Below are 17,257 nucleotides of genomic sequence, written 5' to 3' on the forward strand. Positions count from 1 at the left end.
GATTAATGAAGTCGATTAATTTCTTTTACTTAATAATGACATTTCGCACATTCCAGACCGCCTATGTCCACTACTTTCAAGTCGCCACCATCATGTGCTTGAACTAATTGATCGTAATATGCATTACCTTTAGCATTTACCTTAGTCTCTCTGTGACAGTTGATACACCATCCCATAGTTAATGTGCTCCATTGCTTCACAACTGCCATTTCCTCTATAGGACCATGGCAAGTTTGACATTCAATTTCCCCTACATTCACGTGCTGAGAGTGGTTGAAGTAAGCCAAATCTGGGAGGTTATGTACCCTTACCCATTCAATTGGCTTTACGTTATCACCGTATTCGCCAGTTTCAGAATCGTAATCTATGGCTTTATATATTTTGGCAATTTCTTTAGATTCGGTTTTAATAGCTGTGTGACAATTCATACAGATATTGGCAGATGGAATATTAGCACTTTTACTAATCATCACACCAGTGTGACAATATTGACATTCTATTTCATACTGGCCGGCATGAATCTCATGAGAGAACGCTATTGGCTGTGTTGGCTGATAACCTTGTTGAACACCAACAGTGTAAAGGCCATCAATAACTGTTTTAGCAACAACCGCAGTAAATATTAAAATCACGAAGAATAGGAATCCATTACTTCGAACAAGTTTGTTGAGATTTAAGCTTTGGTTAACAAATTCTTTATCTCTTTGATCTACATCGGCTTTTTGATTTATAAATTTAGTAAGGACCGTTACGATCAATACTAAAACAATTAAGATCAAGATCAATACCACTACAAACCCTATAATAATTAGAGTCAAGTACTCTGAAGGAATTCCTGATCCACCAGCACCAGCTGTAGTAGCTTCACCACCGGCATCAGCAGTCGCTTCTTGAGGTGGGTTATCAGTTTGATACTTTATATAACCTAAAATATTTTTGATTTCCTCATCTGCAAAGTAATCAAAGCTAGGCATTACAGCCTTTCCGTATTCGTTGTAAAGATTTACAGCATATTCATCACCGCTTTGAATCACCTTTTGAGAATTACTAATAAAATTTAGTAACCAAGGCAACTCTCGTCTTTCGTAAACGTTTTTAAGAGCAGGACCAACCATTTTTTGTTGAACCTGGTGACAAACAGCACAATTATTTTTGAATAGTTTTTCACCATTGGCAATGGCTTCATCGCTTGTAGGCAATTCGTCAGCCTGAGCAAAAGCATTGTTGGGTAATGATAAAAAACTCACTAATAGGAATGCTATAAAAGATAAGCGAGTAATATACGTTTTCAAGGACATATTTATTTGTTCATTTAGCATCTGGGAACACCAATTATTAATTGGGTACAAATCTACTGCCCAAAGCCATTATTTCAAATACATTTCACAGACAAATTTGGGGTTTTTATATTCCAAATCAAGGAAATAGCCTTAAATAACTGAATACAAGCTCCTTATAGCGTTACAAATAGTAAAAACAATACTAATTTAGAAAAGTTATAAATAGGCTTCTGAGTGAACTTTTGTGCATTTAGAAGAAATTAACGGAATAATGCAATGTATTCTCTTCTAAGTATTGAAAAAGGCTCCATCCTCAATCTTTCCCAAAAGCCTTCTCCTCTGTTTTTCCTCAAAAGCGAAGGGAATTTGGATATTGAGTGTATTTAATTTTGTAGGCTACCACCTAGCTATAATTAAATCTTATTGACAATATTTGCAAGCCAAATTAAATCTTTTAACAGGAGTTCCTTTAGCTTGATTTGAGACGTAATTTCACATTTTATTCAACATTACAGGATCGAATGAGTATAGTAAGAGAGACTAAAAAACTAAAATTCACATGAGAAAATTAACTTTTAGGAACGGAGATATTTTACCTGCACTAGGATTAGGTACTTGGAAATCAGAACCAGGAGAGGTATATGAAGCTGTTTTAGAAGCAATTAAGGTTGGCTACCGACATATTGATTGTGCTTACATATATGGTAATGAAAAAGAAATTGGAGATGCCTTGCAGACAGCCTTTCAAGAGGGTATATGTAGTCGTGAACAGATTTTCATCACTTCTAAATTGTGGAATAATGCACACTTGCCAGAAGATGTAGAACCAGCGCTTCAGCAGACTTTAAAAGATTTGCAGCTAGAATATCTAGATCTCTATTTAATGCATTGGTCAGTGGCTCTGAAGCCTGAATCACAATTTCCCAAAACAGGTGATGACTTTCTAGGGCAAGATAATGCGCCAATCCAGAAAACGTGGATGGCCATGGAAAAATTAGTTGATAAGGGAATGACCAAACACATAGGAGTAGCAAATTTTAATATCAACAACCTTGAGAAAATAAGGAAAAATGCAACTATTAAACCTGAAATGAATCAGGTCGAGTTACACCCTAATTTAGTTCAAGATGAATTGGTAAAGTTCAGTAAGAAGCATGATATTTTGGTAACAGCCTACTCTCCTTTGGGATCAAAAGACAGGGCTAGCCAAATGAAAAAGGAGGATGAACCCGATCTATTTGAACTTCCAATTATCAAAGATTTGGCAACGAAATACGGTAAAACACCTGCTCAGATTTTGATTGCGTACGGACTCAACCGTGGCATTTCTGTAATTCCAAAATCAACTAATGCAGGCAGAATAAAGCAGAATTTGGAAGCTGACGGAATACAACTAACCCAAGATGAGGTGCAAGCCATTAATCAAGAAGATAAAGGATATCGATTTGTGGATGGTAGCTTCTGGACAATGGAAGGTTCACCTTACAGTATGAAAGATTTGTGGGGCTAAGCTATTATTGAAAAATAGAATTTAATAGCAAGACAGCCGATGGAAGTAGATTTCATCGGCTGTTTACTTGAAACTAACCTAATCAGCCCCTTTTCTCAGGTAATTGCGTATATTTTGGAAAATTACCAAATAGCTTTTCATCATTATCTGTTTTGGTCACTGCTTCCACCAAATATCTACCCCCTACAAAACAACCTTTCCAAGATTCGCCTATTCCCCCGAATGTAGCTTCGTTATCTCCCCTTGACTTCATTTTATTAATTCCGACTTTATACGCCCTGATTTGACAAGCAATTTCTTCTGCCTCCATATCATCATCGCAAGCAATAGAACCAACCAAAGCACCATTGGAAACATTCATCTCATTAATCAACTCATTTTTGTGATCGACCAAAATGATGCTGTCTAAAGGCCCGAAAGGTTCATGATGATACAGTTCTGCATTTTTAGGCAAGCTCAACAAGGCGGCTGGAGCATAATAGGCCGAAGTATCCTGATTAGGTAGAAATAAGTCATCGTTCAACTCTCCTTGATATATGGAAACCGCACCCTTACCAATCGCATCATTGTACATCACGTCTAGTTCATTTACCTTGTTAGAGTTGATCAAAGGACCAAAATCATAATCAGGAAGTTCAGTTTCGCCCTCCTCCACCAAAAGTGGATGACCAAAACGAAGGGATTTTAAAACTGGTAAATACATCTCCAAAAACTTAGGAAATAGATTTCTTTGTACCACGAATCGTACATAAGCTGTGCATCTTTGCTTTCCGTATTTAAACCCAGACTTGATTTGCTTTGCTAAATTATCCCAATCAGAAAACTCCCAAACACCGTAAGTATTGATCCCTTCCATCTCTAACATATAGCGTTTATCTTTATTATATAAAGAGCTGGCAATTGACCGTCCATTACTCTTTCCCCCTACATAAGACAGGCAATCCACTGCTTCATGAGTAACCAGCGCTTCACTAAGAATTCGACCTGAACCACTAATTAAAGACACCGGCAACCCTTCTCTTTTTGCCAAAGCAAAACAAAGCGAAAGTGACCACAAGCCTCCATCAGAGGGTGTTTTGGCGATCACTGTATTTCCAGACAAAACTTGCACCATACAAGCATGCACCAAGACTGATAACGGATAATTCCAGGAAGCAATATTGGAAATCACTCCCAATGCCTCTCTACCTTCAATCATTTCATCAACATTGTCGATATACCACCTAACTCCATCAATGCATCGTTGCACTCCATCTAATGCCTGACTATAAGGTTTACCGATTTCCCAGACCAAAATCAAGCCCAGCAATTCTTTATGCTCTTCTAAATGATCGATTGTTTTGCTGACCTTTTCTTTCCTTTTTGCTAGAGATACTTCTTTCCAACTTTTAAATTCTTCTGCACAGTACTCCACTGCTTCCTTTCCATCTTGCGATTTCAACATGGGGTAAAAGCCTAGCTGGGTACCATCAAGACAAGAATTAAAGGGTTTCAAATTCATCTGATCGCTCCATTCTCCTTTTATGAGATTCATCACATTTCCATCTTTATTGAAGGCTTCGGGAATGAGATTTTTCAGTTGATCGTAGAGTATAGTCCACTCCGCTTTGGGTAAGATGTGTTTTGCCATAAAATTAGTTTTTTGTACCAACCTTATGTGAGAATAATATGTTTGGAATAATAATTTGATTGACCTTGAAACTTTATCAAGCGGTTTCACTTAAACCGTTTTTAATCTTTGGCTTTTATTCTTTCCCTAAGATGAACACAAATTTGATTCTGAAATAAAAGAGCCAATAAAAGTAAAACTTATTGGCTCTTTTTATCAAAGATTGATTGTTTGGCTTTGTGCCACTTTCACTTAATACTTTGCTGACTCACTGTTTGCTCCACTTTGCTTTATAAATTCTCTTAAATCGTCATTAGCCGTTTCCAAATCTGCTTTTCTTAAATACATCATGTGACCACTTCTATAGCCTTTAAAGCTTAAGCGGTCTTTCATTTTACCGCTAGGGTCAAGCTGCCACATGGTGTACTTAGAATTGAAATAAGTGGTAGCCCCATCATAATAGCCCGTTTGGAACATCACATTTAAGTATGGATTCTCCGCCATTGCTTTTCTGAGATCTTCGCGTGTATTATTATATTCAAAACTCCAAGGATAAACTGAGCCGAACATATTGTATTTAATATCAGTCTTAAAGTTCAATTCTTCTCTGATATAGGAATTGATTGCAGGTGTAAAAGAATGTAACCAAGAAGTTAATTCTGCACTGTAATCAGGAGAAACTCCTGCTTCTGTTTTGTCTATACCCAAATAGCGAGAATCTAATCGGCCGATGGTATATCCGCTTTCATCTCGCAATAGCTCCTTCCAGAAAAAGCTAGTAGGTACATCCAAATTATGCTGTAAAATAGATTTCTCCGATAAGCCTGAATAGAACGACATCTGCTCCGCTACTTGCTGTTTTTCTTCAGCTGAAAGAAAACCGCCTTTAGCTAAAGCTGGCATTAAGGTATTGATGGCAAATTCTTCTGATTCAGGTAAGATTTCCAGAAGATCTTTCGATTGTAAGGCTTCGGACAACATTCCATGATGCCAGGCCGCTGCCGTGAAGTAAGGAAAATTAATAGCCTTAGAAATCGCTGGATCGGAATTGATGGCTGTATAATCAGCTGGAGAAACCATGATTACGCCATTGAGATACATCCACTGTTGCTCCTGCAAGGCTAGGGCTAAGCCTGATACACGTGTACCACCATAACTCTCTCCTATCAAGTATTTAGGCGAAGTCCATCTCTCGTGACGTGTTACGAAGGTGTTCAACCATTCCGCTAAGTATTTGATATCCGCATTTACACCAAAGAATTTATCTCTATTGACGTCTTTGCCAGTTTCAGGAATCGTGCGGGAATAACCGGTATTCACTGGGTTTACAAATACGATATCAGCCACATCTAAAATAGAATGCGGATTTTCATGAAAGCCATAAGGCTGTACAGGGTAACCTTCTGAATCGATATTTAAAATTTTAGGACCAGTGTAAGCTACGTGCATCCAAACGGAAGCGGAACCCGGGCCTCCATTGAATGAAATTAAGAGCGGACGATTTTTAGCATCTACATCAGTTCTCTTGTAGTATGTGTAGAACAAAGTGGCATCTGGCTCACCCATTTCATTCCAAACAGGCTGTGTACCGGTAGTGGCTGTATAGGAAACTTTTTGTCCCTCGATGGTAGTGCTGTGACTAGTCACCACTGTGGTGTCTACTGCAATTTTTCGGTTTTGGGCGAATCCAGTAACACAAACCAATAGCAGGCTCATCAATAAAGTAGATTTTATATTCATCATATTCTTTCACATTAATTAAATGATATCACATAAATCTAATTGAAAGAATTGAAATTGACTATTGCTAATTCGATTAACAGTAATATGACTGGATTAGTGGTGATTGAAGCAGATTGCAATTAGGAATACAGATACTCCATTTTCTAATAGCAAAACCTAAATACGAGCAATCATTTGATAAAGTTTATCCCATAATTTCCACATATCTGCCCTACCCGATCTAAATCAGGTGGACCAGGCGGTAATTCCGCTAATTCATGAAACATTTTTTCAATCCCTGCTGGAAATGCACTTGTTATCATTTTAGCCTTTTCTGTTCCTACAACAGTCCATGAATGCGGAACATTTTTAGGGGCAAAAGCTGTATCTCCAGGCTGGAGTACCGTACTTTTACCTCCTACCCAAATCTCAACTTCTCCTTTTATAACCCGAAAAATTTCGTCTTCCTTAGTGTGGACGTGGGGAGGAATTCCAACGCCTGGCTCTACATCATCCACCCACTCAACAATTTGATTATTGGTGTCACTACCCACCAATTTGTGTTTTTGCACGTCTCCTAAGACGTTAAATACTTCCCCTTCATTGTCTTTAATAATTTTGGGACTGAGCTTATTGGCAAGATTTGTTTTTCCAAATAATGGCTTACTACTTGCTATTCCGGAAAGCAGAGCAATGCCAACTCCTACTCCTGAGGTCTGTATAAATTTTTTTCTGTTCATGGTTCTTATCTTTATGAGTAAAGATAAGGACACCAATGGCAATCAAAGTTGTGATAAAATCGGTAAAACCTTTGAATTTAGAACGGCTCAGCTTTTTCTGATCTGTGAAGGGGTCATTCCCGTATGCTTTTTGAGAAAATAACTAAAATAATCGGGGGCAGAAAATCCTAATTCGTAGCATATTTCCTTCACGCTTTTATCTGTAAATTTCAAACTATGACGGCTCCTCATAATTAATTGCTCATCAATAAGGTTTTTTGCGTTCGTATGTAAAACATCTTTCACACACTCATTGAGATATTTGCTTGATACATTAAGTAAATTAGCATAGTGGCTAACCTCATGTTCTTGTGTAAAGCGCTGGTCAATACTTTTCTTAAACTTATACACTAAAGTTGCTTTAGCATTATTATCCGAAATCACACTTTTGATATTACACTTACCATCGCAATACACAAAAAAAGTGTTTAAGAGCGATAAAATAGCTTCTTCTTTATGTGCCAGATTAGTGCTTATTAATTCATCAAGCATTTCAAGAATAGATTGCACCCGTTTTTCTATACCAGGAGCAAGATTGATCTTTGGAATTTCATCAGTGGACTTAAATAATCTGACCTGTGTGATATGAAGGTTTTTAAAGGTTGGATGGTTCAAAATGCTTTTGGGCAGATATAACACATAACCCGATGAAGTACCCACATCATTTTTTAAAATTGTCCAACGATGATCAGGTGTAAGAAAGAAAACAGAATTTGAAACGTGGTGGTATTGGGTATTATTAATTTCTATATATCGAACATGGTCTTGAATCCAACAAAGGTGATAGTACCCCTCTTCATTTACACACGAACTTAGCTCATCAAGTATTGGTGATATTTTTACTTTTTCGGATACCATAAGTGCATTATAGTCATTGGCTATTGAGAGAAAAGCAAGGCGGACTCATTTATGATTCACCATCTACAACCAGCCAAGCCGTCTTTTAAAATTACACATACTAGCTAATTCTGCAAGTTAAAACCAAATATATTTGATCGAGAAAACTGACTTCCTTGCATTTGTTCAGGGTTGTTGATCTAGGTATTGTCTTGGAGGAGGATGCTCAAACCGTTTTTTAAGGCCAATATTTCAAACAGTAACTAATTGTTGTCACTTGATTTCGCCAATTTTCGATCAATCATATACTCAAAGACCTCATCAAACCGCTCGATATAAGGTTCGTTCATGCTATACTTGATGTATTTCTTAGCTAAATTGAAATTTTCAATTGCCATCTTCTGATCGTCAAGTTTCTCATAGACTAAGCCCAATTGAAAGTATGCTTCAGGGAACTTTTTGACTGAACCTAAGGATGCTTCAAAATGGCCGATTGCTTTATTATACTCTCCCAGCCCGGCATAACATCTTCCAGTGTAAAAGGAAACCAAAAAATTACCATCAAAACCTAATGCCTCCTCCTCTGCAGTGACCATTTTGAATCTTTCGATGGCTTCCTTATAATTCCCTAGTTTATATAAAGCTTGTCCTTTAATTAAGCCGCAAGGTTCTCCCCAACAAGAATTATAGAAATTATTTGTAATTTTTTCAATTAAATCCACATCTCGTACAGCTCCTTCATAGTCTCGGTAATAATACAAGAGCGTCCAAGCTCTGTATTCTAGCGCATTGGACTTTCCATTTGAAATATCAATTTCAACAGCTTTATTCAAGACTTCCATAGCTTTCATATGTTCGCCCACTTTTTTATATGAATAAGAAAGTCTTTGTCTTATATCGACATTATTGGGCTGCAAAATCAATGCGGAGTCTTTATAAACTCTATGGATTGCTGAAGGTTGCAAGAAACGCTCTTCTGAAATTGTATCAAACCAGTTACTTAGCTCTTCCTTTTCAGCTTCATTTAAAGAATCATAATCATTGACTGACTTTTGATGACAACTCCCAAATAGTAATAGTAATATTAGACTAATTATTCTCATTTTTAAGGACTTACATCTGTAATTTTACCGCGCTCAATCTTAAACATTAAAAAAGAATGTACATCCTTGAATTGAAGCCATTCTCTCTGTGATGCTGAAGGCGGGAAATCATTTAATTCACTCACTTTGTTAATGATATGCTTTACTAGTTTTGTTGAAAAAACGGATTCTTTAAATGATCTATCCATTTGAACCAGTCCAAAATCACCAAGATTTCCACTACAATTTATGTTAAAATGGATAATGATATACCCCGATTTCGATTCAGTTTGAGGAAGATTTTCACTTACATATTCTGCTATAAATTCATTTCCCTTATTGAAGGTCACGTCCTCATAATAATACTCACCTTGATAGCCATCATAACAATTAGCATAAGCTGCTGTATTTTGCAGTTGCTTCCGATACTCATCAACGCTTAGCGTATCTTTCTGCAAACTCAAGATTTTGCGAACTTTTGAGGAATAATCCTCCAATTCGATGTTTTGGGAATTAAAGCCTTTTAAGCGGTAAATCGGTTGTGGATTATCATTTTCTTTTCGTAGAGAGAGAAAGTAAATACCATCAATTTCAAAAATCTGATAGGCTTTGGTTTCATATTCGGAGATCATTTTTGAAGTCTGATAGTAATAATTGGTTATAATGTTTACACTATCCTCTTTAAAATTGAAGCTTTGTTTGATGTCTAAATCGTGATTTGGATTAGAATTATCACCTTCAAGGAGCTCATACTTCCAAATGGATTTTCGCAGGACGTTTCCGAATTCTTGAAGGTCAAGTTCATCTTCAACAAGCAGTTTCTGAAACTTAGCAGCATATTTTGGGTTTGGTTTTCCATTACTATATATGCGAAAAGATATCGTATCCTGTAAATCAAAAAGAATTAAATTGCTCTCATTTTTATCTAATATTTTGAATTGCTGATCCTTAAAAGCAATTGTCTCCCCTTCTTTCATTGAATGAAGATCTGAATTATCCAGACTTGCTCCACTTGCATCAAAGAGAAAAACAGAGCCTCTAGCGTGTTTGAGTATGAAAGGATATGGGATGACTCTATCTGCTACTCTGTAGGTTCCAAGGTAGATTTCAGAATTCCTACTTTCTCTTTTGCTACAACCAGCCAAAAATGATATGACAATAAAAAATGAAAGACTTATTTTCATTTAACACGTATTTGAGGGAATGCCAACTTACTGCTATAAATTGTAATTTGAAAATTTCTGCACTGCATATCTAAAAGGTAGCGGGTTTTATTTATTGAATGAGCGGCTAAAGTAAATCCAACACATGACTACATATTAGGTCTATTTATCTGGATAGAATGACCTTTCCTAATATGTTTGCTTGTAGGAGTGTGATATAAAATACTAAACCAGCAAACGAAAGCGGACTAATAAAAAACTATAAAAAGTGGAATTATTATATACCCTAAATCTTGCAGAGATAAGCAATTCGCAGATTCTCAAACCCTTATCGATACTATTTAAATTGAGGAAATCAAAATCCATCTACCCCTTACAAGTAGGCTGAGCAGTATAATCAAATGATCTTCCCATTCTTTTCCTGATTTACATACTCATCTATAAGCACATAGAGCACTGTATTGATGAATATAAATATGATGGCACTCCAAAAACCATAAAACTGAAATAGCCAGGTGGATGACCCATAGCTATGAGCAATCAAAGTGAAAAGTAAGAAGATCTTACTCAGTTTACGAGGCAAATAATAACCTAATACCCCAATCAAGATCACCCAGATAGTAGAGATAATAAACAAACCCGAAACATGCTGCGACATAAACCAAGCGCCAATCGGATTGCCTTCCTTTGCTTTTGTTAAATCGCCTTTCCAATATCTAGGGTCTTGCCAGAAACTGGTAATGAATATATCAAAAATACTGGCCCAGAGTGATGGGATTAGGAGGAGGAGTTTTTGGTTCTTAATCATGAAAGTTGGTAGATACAGTTGATTGTTAATTTATAAAAAACGCAAGTTATGATATTAATTAAGAAAATTAATTCATGATGGAAAAGCATAAACGGAATAGGTTTAATCTTCTTTACCGACTTTGTGCATGATTTGGCTGCATAAGCTTTGCAACAAATTTTCAAATACTATCCAAGTAGATAATCTCCCAGAATTTTTTGTATTAGGGCGAAGACTAGCAATGGATTCTTATCGGTATAGCCGACAGTTTTTTAAGAATCGTTTTTATGAACGATTAGCTTTAAGACTTTTTCTGAATCTTCTAAAATCAAAATTTCATAGTTCTTCCATTCTATAATTAGTTCCTGATCGATAAGCTTGTTTAGTGACATAAATGACACGCTTTTCTGCTCACCTTCCTCTGATAATGAAATAGTATATGAATTAAGGCCAGCAGTCTGATTTCCATTTATATCTTCTGACCATTCACTAATGCAATCTTTAAACAGAATTTCAAGCTTAGCAATAACTGCTGTTTGGCCGAAATCAAGAAACATTGATTTTCCAAAATCTAATTTTTCCACTACTAAGGCAACTTCCATCTTATTAATTTTTAAAGCAAAAGAATAGTCTTGATATGATTTTGGATAGTTTGTTTGTTGATTATCAGTATACGCATTGTAGCACCAGAGAAAAGTAGAGTATTTAGTTTCATTGTTAAATACATTTAATTCTAGTTGAAAATGTGGTGAGTTGTTGTTTAGTGGTTTGGATTGAATAAATAGATTGGCAGGTTCTATAACTAATTCCTCAAATACAGTCCTAGGGTTTTTTCCAATTTTTAATGGTATTGTAATAGAACTGTTACTCATATTAGGGTCTGATTGTGCATATCCAGAGAAATGAATAAATACAAGTACAAAAATCAATAAATTAACTTCAGAAACCTTCATTTATAAATTACACTCGATCAATCATTAAAAAAGTTTATCAAATTCAAATGTAAACATATAATAAAACATTCCTGTTGTAGCCAATAAATGAATTCCAAATCCAATGAAATTTATGACTCTTACATAGATTTTATTACGAAAACCAAGTACAAAGTAGAAAGCGAATATTAAAATACAAGATTCGAGGCCTATCACTAGTAATTCCCTAATTTCAAAACGATGTTGTGTGATATTCGGGCTAGAAACAGCCAAAATAACGAATACCCCGATCACAGTAACCGCATTTAAATAAGATATCGTTAAAGTTGTTTTTTTTATTTTATACCCAATGATAATGGCGGATATGTGGCAAATCAGTGTAATCGTTAGTATTGTAGTTAGGTAGACATCATTCATAATTTAATAGCTCGCTTTCGATTAGATACGATTGTGGTAGCATCCGAATATATGCACCTTTCGTAAACATATACCATATATATTGCAGATATATTTTTCTTTTGTAGACATATATCTATTATATTTTTTTTCAAAACCTAAAAAAGCAATTCCAAATCGAAGAGTACCTTGAAGGATTCAACATTGAACTTCTAAAGTAAATCTAAAAGACAAAAATGTAAATCAATCCTCTGATTGATGCTATTTATGAAAAGTGGATATTAAATTAAGACTAGCTAAACTTGCCACAGAACAAAAAAGCCAGCATAAATGCCGGCTCTTGTATTTCAATTTACAGAATTGTAATCTCACTTATAGTTCAATGGGAACTCGTACCATGCGATCATCCCAGCCAATTAACATATGTGCTCCTGGCTCCGCTTCTTCAAACATAATACTTGTGTTTTCAATCGTATCTTCTGTCTTTTCAACAGGCACGGTAATCTGTGCTACGCTACTTGCTTCTGGTTTAAAAGCATAATGCCCCCAACCGTCTGTATCGGTACTCAAGTAAACTGTCCATTCTTCTTCCCCTAGCATGATATACATGGTATATCTACCAGCTTTCACTTTTTTTCCATCGATTTTTACATCCTGAAAAAACATCACTTCAGTTGCTTCATTAGCCCCTACTCTCCACATATTACCCGGCTTTTCTAATTCTGTGAATACAGCTCTTCCGTCTGCTTTGGGTCTGGAATACGTTACTCGAATGATCGGCTCTGCATTTTTACCTTCGTCAGTTTTCGCGAAAGCTCTTAAAGCTACTTTTGAAGGGTAGTAAGCCATATCCATTGGACTTTTATCCAAAGGAGGGAATTCTTGCGCTTGAGTGCTTATAGAAAACATAGCGAAAAGCACCAATGCGAGTGTAATTGTTTTTTTCATAATGATACATTTAAATGGTTAAGCTTTATTAAAAGGATTTACGGTCAAAAGGTTTAAAATGAACCTATAGAAAATGCCGCGTACAGTCAAAAGCCTCTTGCGCTAAAGTCATCGTCCGAGCTCGTAGTTGATCACCCCCCTCCTCTTTCGTGGTCAGCATTCCTATTTTAATATCTTTAAACAGACTCCATATTTTCTGCTTATGTTCTGGACTTGACATATGTCTTGTTTTTATTTCTACAATATATCAACAGTTCAATGCAACCAGTGCTCCGCTTTTTTTAGATTTGATTATTTATAGTAGAAAGAAATCTGAATGTGGCCTTCAGTAAACTTTTGCTTATTTCAAGACGCCTTAATTGCAAGACGTTCTTTCTGAAAAAGAAGTCCAGCAAAAATCACTTCAATTATCCCTCCTCCTATCAAGCAAATTTGAATCGACAAATTCAAGGCCGCACCAAAACCACCAAGCAAAATAAGTAATACTCCTAAAAGCCAAAATAGTTTGATGCCATACAATGTAGAGAAAAACAAATACCTTCCTCCTATAACCAACAGCATTACAGGGAAAAATAATTCCGCTTTGATCTGCAGCATAATATAACCAATAAATAAACCAATAAATAGCAGAAAAGTACTTTCTAGGGCTAAATTAGCTAAAGGGTTAGCTTTTTGGTGAGCCCCAGTTCGTTTCATTGCCTTACTCATTACGATTGACAAAGGATGAATAAGCATCCCCCCGATAAAAAAGACGATGACTGTAGTCATCAGGGAGATTGAAAAGGAAGCAATACCTGAAATCAGCCAAATAAGACCTGAAATCATGACCCCAGGAGCTCCACCAAAATAAGCATTTCTCATATCCGATTGAGCTACTGAAATATCCATATGTGTTATATTTTTCAAATGATTGTTTAGATGAAGGTAAGTAAAAATTATGTTATCAAATACCTCTGCAATTGACTTTTTTAGATGACTGTAAGATCATAAATGGATGCTGATTTAGTATTTCCTACTTTCCTTCTCCACTTTTTATACTTTCCATATCATAAGTGTATAATTTAATGAATACAAACTGATTATTAACGGCTAAATGCCAAAAAAATAAGCTCCAATTACATTTGAGCATTAATATTATTAGATAATTGGAATTACTAATCTCACAGTGATTTAATTCAAAATGACTATATTCACTTAGTATTTCTTTTGATGTTATGAGCCCAATACTGAAAAATACGTTCATTTTATTCCTACTATTATTGGTTGAGAAAGTGCAAGCACAGAAACAGGACATTTCGACTTTGAATAACAGAGAAAAATTCCCCTCAGGACTGAGTCTTTATGCCATCGGCCCCAATGCAGTTTGCTCCATTTCTTATGACCGATTTTTAACTTATCACTTGCAAGCCGAAGCGGGTATCGGTTTTATCGGTGCGCATGCAGGTTTGAAGGCTCATCTTTTGGGTGGTTCAGCAAGAAAGTGGACTCCTTACGTAGGCGTTTCAATTGCGAGATCCTTATTCCAGACAATAGGTATGGAGTATCTACCCTATTTCCCAATAGGTGTGCAATTTGCAGGAGATAATCGTTTCAATTTTGCTTTTGAAGTTGCGCCCTTGCAACTTGAATTTTATGCCTGGAATTTGGTAGGTATTAAATTTGGCTACAGGTGGTAGTTTAGTCTAAGGTTGGAGTTTTCTTAGGCCATTTTCATGCAAACCGTACAATCAAAATCGTGATCAAACTTTCCAGGAATGCAAGAAACACATAAAAGCTGTACCAAGGAGTAATGGAGCTAATCCCTATAAAAACCATCATAACAGTAAATAAGATACCAAAGAGGATATTTAATATTCTATTAAACTTAGGATTTAAAAGGACGGATAAAGCAACCATTAATGCCGGAATCGCTAGGACTACGGACGCTATCAATAATTTGCTTGGACTGTCAAGGACATTGGTACCTGTGAGAAGACTATCCACTTTATCAGGCACATATAGTTCAAAATAATCACCATACAGATAGCAGAATAATACGGAAGCCCACAGTAGGGAAAGCTTGATTTTGACATTGACCTTTGCGTTTTCTAACATACTATCCTTTAATGAAATGTAAATCTTTTAAGCAAGATGCATGTTCTTTATTAAAGGTTGCTTTCAGAAAAAATAACTCTGAATTGTATTCAAATCAGTAGTTTGAGATGGGAGACTATCCTTTCAATATTTCTTCTCTTCTAAATTTTACCATACGAGTAATCAAATCTTTAGGGAGTGGTTCGTTTAGACGGAACTGCACTGATCCTTTTCCTCGCTTATAATTTTTCAGCTCATCAGAGAACTCTTCGATAGTTGACGGAAATGGGTAAAAACCAAGGTGTTTTGCATAGCCCGCCATCATAATCTGCTGATCTCTTTTCCCTTCTGGAACCAAAGTAAAAACTGGCACTTTATAATTCATCATTTCTTTTGCATCAGGCACGGCTTCTTTGATAATCTTTCTTAATTCCTCCAATACTTTTTGCACATCATCTGGCTGACTGGCGATATAGTCATCAACAGTGGCAAAGTTTGGCATTTCTCCTTTTGTAGCCATATTAGTTTTTTTATTAATCTATTTAGTGAAAGTCTTAAATTGCGTCTTCATAGGCTAATTTCAACCAATCCAATACTTCTTGATCAATATCCTTGATTTCAGTTAGTTTTATTTTATGAGAACACATAGCATTTGGCTTTTCTGCCTCTAGTCTCCCTTTAGGTTCTTGCCCTTTCAGATTAATTCCGATTTCAAATCTTGTTTTGGTCGCGGGGTTCAATAGTGCAAACTGTTTCTTGCGTCTTAAACTCACATAAGTATTTTTAGGAGCTATTTCAACATCATTTCCAAAGGCCTTAATCTCGAAAATCAGCTTATCATAGATTGGCTTTAAATGCTCTTTACTGATATACTGTTTAACAATCAAGTCATCAGGATTTTGAGCTGAACCTGCATCTGAGCCTTTGGCTTTATGAGCAATCAAATTTGCAAATCCATGCGAGTGTCCATGCACTTCTTTAAGGAACTTCATAATTTCACCATGCTTTGCAAAATTTTTTGCATTTACGATCTCAATCCATTGCTGTAGGGTTTTGCCTGTGTTTTTGTGCAAATTATCAATCATGCTTTGTGTTGCCTTGTCCATATTTTTAGTAATTAGAGTGACTAATCATATTTTTTTTGAAGAAAGTCAATACTAGACCGCATTAAATCTTTGAGTGGTTCTTGATTGATATCTGATAGCTTTTTAACATAAATACAGGCTTTTCCCATTTTAAATTTTCCTAGATCGTTCAATAAATCATCCTGACCTGCGCAGCCAGAATAAACATACAAAGAAATAGCAGCTTTCCGGGGTGAAAATCCAATAAGTGGCCAATCGCCTTCTTGACTGCTTCTTTTAGATTTATAATGATATTGTCCGAATCCAATGATAGAGGCACCCCACATCTTCGGTTGGTGACCTGATACCTGCTCCATAAGCTTTAATAATTCATAACTATCTTTCTTCTTTTGTTCGGTATTAGAAAAAGATTCAATGAATTCGTGTACATCGCCATCATGCTGTTTTGTTTTAATTGCTGACATTTGCTCGCTTTTTTATTGTACCATTAGTGGCCTAATGCACTCCCTATTAGGACTTACTCAGGACTAATATAATAAAATTATGGCATTAAAATTATATATGACATTGACTATTTTACTGCTATAAAGATAAGTCTGACTCTAGAATATTCGGGATGCTATTTCGATCTTAACTCCCTTCGAAACTCAAGAAACTCATTGCCAGGGATTAATTAGCTTACAGAGAAAGATCATATTTAAAAAAATAATAAAAATAGATACGTAGCTCCTATTACTAGCTGTATTATTGAAAAGAACTAGTGAGGCTTCTCCCGAAGTCTAATAAAGGCCATAAACAAACCATTGAATAGTTAAAAAAGTATGCTTCAAAGTTAAATAAGTTAAGTTATTACTTTTTTGAGATATTCTTGTTCGCTAAAGCACCTTAAAAAAACTACCATGGACTGGATGAACAATGCTAAAAGAAAGAAAATCCTTACTGAGTTAATCAAAGACAATTCAATCGAAGCTATACATGCAATCATGCATACTATAGCTTATTTCAAGACTCCTGATGCTCCACTATTGTAGGAGGTGCAAAGCAGACTGGGAGC

At 35.9% G+C, this 17,257-nt stretch carries 19 protein-coding genes; 3 read left to right on the top strand and 16 right to left on the bottom strand.

Features of this window, described 5'->3' with window-relative positions; translation table 11 throughout:
- Nucleotides 1–29: 29 nt before the first annotated feature.
- On the bottom strand, nucleotides 30–1,298 hold the full coding sequence (locus Q3Y49_RS00170; RefSeq protein ID WP_303270190.1) for a c-type cytochrome: 1,269 nt from the start codon (nucleotides 1,296–1,298) through the stop codon (nucleotides 30–32).
- Nucleotides 1,299–1,839: 541 nt separating this feature from the next.
- On the opposite strand from Q3Y49_RS00170, the gene Q3Y49_RS00175 reads away from it, so the two are divergent.
- Nucleotides 1,840–2,790 carry an aldo/keto reductase gene (locus tag Q3Y49_RS00175; RefSeq protein WP_303270191.1) on the top strand — a complete coding sequence of 317 codons (951 nt, stop codon included), beginning with the start codon at nucleotides 1,840–1,842 and terminating at the stop codon, nucleotides 2,788–2,790.
- An 82-nt stretch (nucleotides 2,791–2,872) separates the two neighbouring features.
- Here Q3Y49_RS00175 and Q3Y49_RS00180 read toward each other — a convergent pair whose 3' ends face one another.
- The 11 genes from Q3Y49_RS00180 to Q3Y49_RS00230 form a co-directional block, all read right to left on the bottom strand.
- Nucleotides 2,873–4,420 (bottom strand): aldehyde dehydrogenase family protein, encoded by a 1,548-nt coding sequence (locus tag Q3Y49_RS00180; RefSeq protein ID WP_303270192.1) that lies wholly within the window; start codon nucleotides 4,418–4,420, stop codon nucleotides 2,873–2,875.
- 231 nt (nucleotides 4,421–4,651) lie between these two features.
- Entirely contained in the window at nucleotides 4,652–6,115 is a 1,464-nt protein-coding gene (locus tag Q3Y49_RS00185) for a S10 family peptidase (RefSeq protein WP_303272079.1), read from the bottom strand.
- A gap of 197 nt (nucleotides 6,116–6,312) precedes the next feature.
- Nucleotides 6,313–6,861: a cupin domain-containing protein gene (locus tag Q3Y49_RS00190; protein ID WP_303270193.1), complete on the bottom strand. Its 549-nt coding sequence runs from the start codon at nucleotides 6,859–6,861 to the stop codon at nucleotides 6,313–6,315.
- A gap of 87 nt (nucleotides 6,862–6,948) precedes the next feature.
- The gene (locus tag Q3Y49_RS00195) at nucleotides 6,949–7,758 is read right to left on the bottom strand and encodes a helix-turn-helix domain-containing protein (RefSeq protein ID WP_303270194.1); all 810 of its coding nucleotides are present in this window, start codon (nucleotides 7,756–7,758) and stop codon (nucleotides 6,949–6,951) included.
- A 242-nt stretch (nucleotides 7,759–8,000) separates the two neighbouring features.
- Entirely contained in the window at nucleotides 8,001–8,840 is an 840-nt protein-coding gene (locus Q3Y49_RS00200) for a tetratricopeptide repeat protein (RefSeq protein WP_303270195.1), read from the bottom strand.
- Nucleotides 8,841–8,842: 2 nt separating this feature from the next.
- The gene (locus tag Q3Y49_RS00205; RefSeq protein ID WP_303270196.1) at nucleotides 8,843–10,003 is read right to left on the bottom strand and encodes a hypothetical protein; all 1,161 of its coding nucleotides are present in this window, start codon (nucleotides 10,001–10,003) and stop codon (nucleotides 8,843–8,845) included.
- A gap of 376 nt (nucleotides 10,004–10,379) precedes the next feature.
- Nucleotides 10,380–10,790 carry a hypothetical protein gene (locus tag Q3Y49_RS00210; protein WP_303270197.1) on the bottom strand — a complete coding sequence of 137 codons (411 nt, stop codon included), beginning with the start codon at nucleotides 10,788–10,790 and terminating at the stop codon, nucleotides 10,380–10,382.
- A 251-nt stretch (nucleotides 10,791–11,041) separates the two neighbouring features.
- The gene (locus Q3Y49_RS00215) at nucleotides 11,042–11,722 is read right to left on the bottom strand and encodes a hypothetical protein (protein ID WP_303270198.1); all 681 of its coding nucleotides are present in this window, start codon (nucleotides 11,720–11,722) and stop codon (nucleotides 11,042–11,044) included.
- A gap of 747 nt (nucleotides 11,723–12,469) precedes the next feature.
- Nucleotides 12,470–13,045: a DUF2911 domain-containing protein gene (locus Q3Y49_RS00220; protein WP_303270199.1), complete on the bottom strand. Its 576-nt coding sequence runs from the start codon at nucleotides 13,043–13,045 to the stop codon at nucleotides 12,470–12,472.
- Nucleotides 13,046–13,109: 64 nt separating this feature from the next.
- Complete coding sequence (locus Q3Y49_RS00225; RefSeq protein WP_303270200.1) at nucleotides 13,110–13,265, bottom strand: pyridoxamine 5'-phosphate oxidase family protein; 156 nt, start codon at nucleotides 13,263–13,265, stop codon at nucleotides 13,110–13,112.
- 125 nt (nucleotides 13,266–13,390) lie between these two features.
- Nucleotides 13,391–13,933, bottom strand: coding sequence for a DUF7010 family protein (locus Q3Y49_RS00230; RefSeq protein WP_303270201.1), 543 nt, complete (start codon nucleotides 13,931–13,933; stop codon nucleotides 13,391–13,393).
- A gap of 326 nt (nucleotides 13,934–14,259) precedes the next feature.
- On the opposite strand from Q3Y49_RS00230, the gene Q3Y49_RS00235 reads away from it, so the two are divergent.
- Complete coding sequence (locus Q3Y49_RS00235; RefSeq protein WP_303270202.1) at nucleotides 14,260–14,721, top strand: hypothetical protein; 462 nt, start codon at nucleotides 14,260–14,262, stop codon at nucleotides 14,719–14,721.
- 34 nt (nucleotides 14,722–14,755) lie between these two features.
- Here Q3Y49_RS00235 and Q3Y49_RS00240 read toward each other — a convergent pair whose 3' ends face one another.
- The 4 genes from Q3Y49_RS00240 to Q3Y49_RS00255 form a co-directional block, all read right to left on the bottom strand.
- Nucleotides 14,756–15,139 carry a DUF6326 family protein gene (locus Q3Y49_RS00240; RefSeq protein ID WP_303270203.1) on the bottom strand — a complete coding sequence of 128 codons (384 nt, stop codon included), beginning with the start codon at nucleotides 15,137–15,139 and terminating at the stop codon, nucleotides 14,756–14,758.
- Nucleotides 15,140–15,254: 115 nt separating this feature from the next.
- Nucleotides 15,255–15,638: an iron chaperone gene (locus Q3Y49_RS00245; protein ID WP_303270204.1), complete on the bottom strand. Its 384-nt coding sequence runs from the start codon at nucleotides 15,636–15,638 to the stop codon at nucleotides 15,255–15,257.
- A 34-nt stretch (nucleotides 15,639–15,672) separates the two neighbouring features.
- Nucleotides 15,673–16,224, bottom strand: a complete 552-nt coding sequence (locus Q3Y49_RS00250) for a DUF4287 domain-containing protein (protein ID WP_303270205.1) — start codon at nucleotides 16,222–16,224, stop codon at nucleotides 15,673–15,675.
- 20 nt (nucleotides 16,225–16,244) lie between these two features.
- Entirely contained in the window at nucleotides 16,245–16,667 is a 423-nt protein-coding gene (locus Q3Y49_RS00255; protein WP_303270206.1) for a DUF1801 domain-containing protein, read from the bottom strand.
- A gap of 435 nt (nucleotides 16,668–17,102) precedes the next feature.
- On the opposite strand from Q3Y49_RS00255, the gene Q3Y49_RS00260 reads away from it, so the two are divergent.
- Nucleotides 17,103–17,234 (top strand): hypothetical protein, encoded by a 132-nt coding sequence (locus Q3Y49_RS00260; RefSeq protein ID WP_303270207.1) that lies wholly within the window; start codon nucleotides 17,103–17,105, stop codon nucleotides 17,232–17,234.
- Nucleotides 17,235–17,257 lie beyond the last annotated feature (23 nt).

Origin of the sequence: Marivirga harenae, assembly GCF_030534335.1 — a bacterium.
Classification (GTDB): Bacteria; Bacteroidota; Bacteroidia; order Cytophagales; family Cyclobacteriaceae; genus Marivirga; species Marivirga harenae.

Coding starts and splice junctions, on each gene's coding strand:
- Q3Y49_RS00170 (WP_303270190.1), bottom strand. CDS start 1,298: ATGTCCTTGAAAACGTATATTACTCGCTTATCTTTTATAGCATTCCTA.
- Q3Y49_RS00175 (WP_303270191.1), top strand. CDS start 1,840: ATGAGAAAATTAACTTTTAGGAACGGAGATATTTTACCTGCACTAGGA.
- Q3Y49_RS00180 (WP_303270192.1), bottom strand. CDS start 4,420: ATGGCAAAACACATCTTACCCAAAGCGGAGTGGACTATACTCTACGAT.
- Q3Y49_RS00185 (WP_303272079.1), bottom strand. CDS start 6,115: ATGAGCCTGCTATTGGTTTGTGTTACTGGATTCGCCCAAAACCGAAAA.
- Q3Y49_RS00190 (WP_303270193.1), bottom strand. CDS start 6,861: ATGAACAGAAAAAAATTTATACAGACCTCAGGAGTAGGAGTTGGCATT.
- Q3Y49_RS00195 (WP_303270194.1), bottom strand. CDS start 7,758: ATGGTATCCGAAAAAGTAAAAATATCACCAATACTTGATGAGCTAAGT.
- Q3Y49_RS00200 (WP_303270195.1), bottom strand. CDS start 8,840: ATGAGAATAATTAGTCTAATATTACTATTACTATTTGGGAGTTGTCAT.
- Q3Y49_RS00205 (WP_303270196.1), bottom strand. CDS start 10,003: ATGAAAATAAGTCTTTCATTTTTTATTGTCATATCATTTTTGGCTGGT.
- Q3Y49_RS00210 (WP_303270197.1), bottom strand. CDS start 10,790: ATGATTAAGAACCAAAAACTCCTCCTCCTAATCCCATCACTCTGGGCC.
- Q3Y49_RS00215 (WP_303270198.1), bottom strand. CDS start 11,722: ATGAAGGTTTCTGAAGTTAATTTATTGATTTTTGTACTTGTATTTATT.
- Q3Y49_RS00220 (WP_303270199.1), bottom strand. CDS start 13,045: ATGAAAAAAACAATTACACTCGCATTGGTGCTTTTCGCTATGTTTTCT.
- Q3Y49_RS00225 (WP_303270200.1), bottom strand. CDS start 13,265: ATGTCAAGTCCAGAACATAAGCAGAAAATATGGAGTCTGTTTAAAGAT.
- Q3Y49_RS00230 (WP_303270201.1), bottom strand. CDS start 13,933: ATGGATATTTCAGTAGCTCAATCGGATATGAGAAATGCTTATTTTGGT.
- Q3Y49_RS00235 (WP_303270202.1), top strand. CDS start 14,260: ATGAGCCCAATACTGAAAAATACGTTCATTTTATTCCTACTATTATTG.
- Q3Y49_RS00240 (WP_303270203.1), bottom strand. CDS start 15,139: ATGTTAGAAAACGCAAAGGTCAATGTCAAAATCAAGCTTTCCCTACTG.
- Q3Y49_RS00245 (WP_303270204.1), bottom strand. CDS start 15,638: ATGGCTACAAAAGGAGAAATGCCAAACTTTGCCACTGTTGATGACTAT.
- Q3Y49_RS00250 (WP_303270205.1), bottom strand. CDS start 16,224: ATGGACAAGGCAACACAAAGCATGATTGATAATTTGCACAAAAACACA.
- Q3Y49_RS00255 (WP_303270206.1), bottom strand. CDS start 16,667: ATGTCAGCAATTAAAACAAAACAGCATGATGGCGATGTACACGAATTC.
- Q3Y49_RS00260 (WP_303270207.1), top strand. CDS start 17,103: ATGGACTGGATGAACAATGCTAAAAGAAAGAAAATCCTTACTGAGTTA.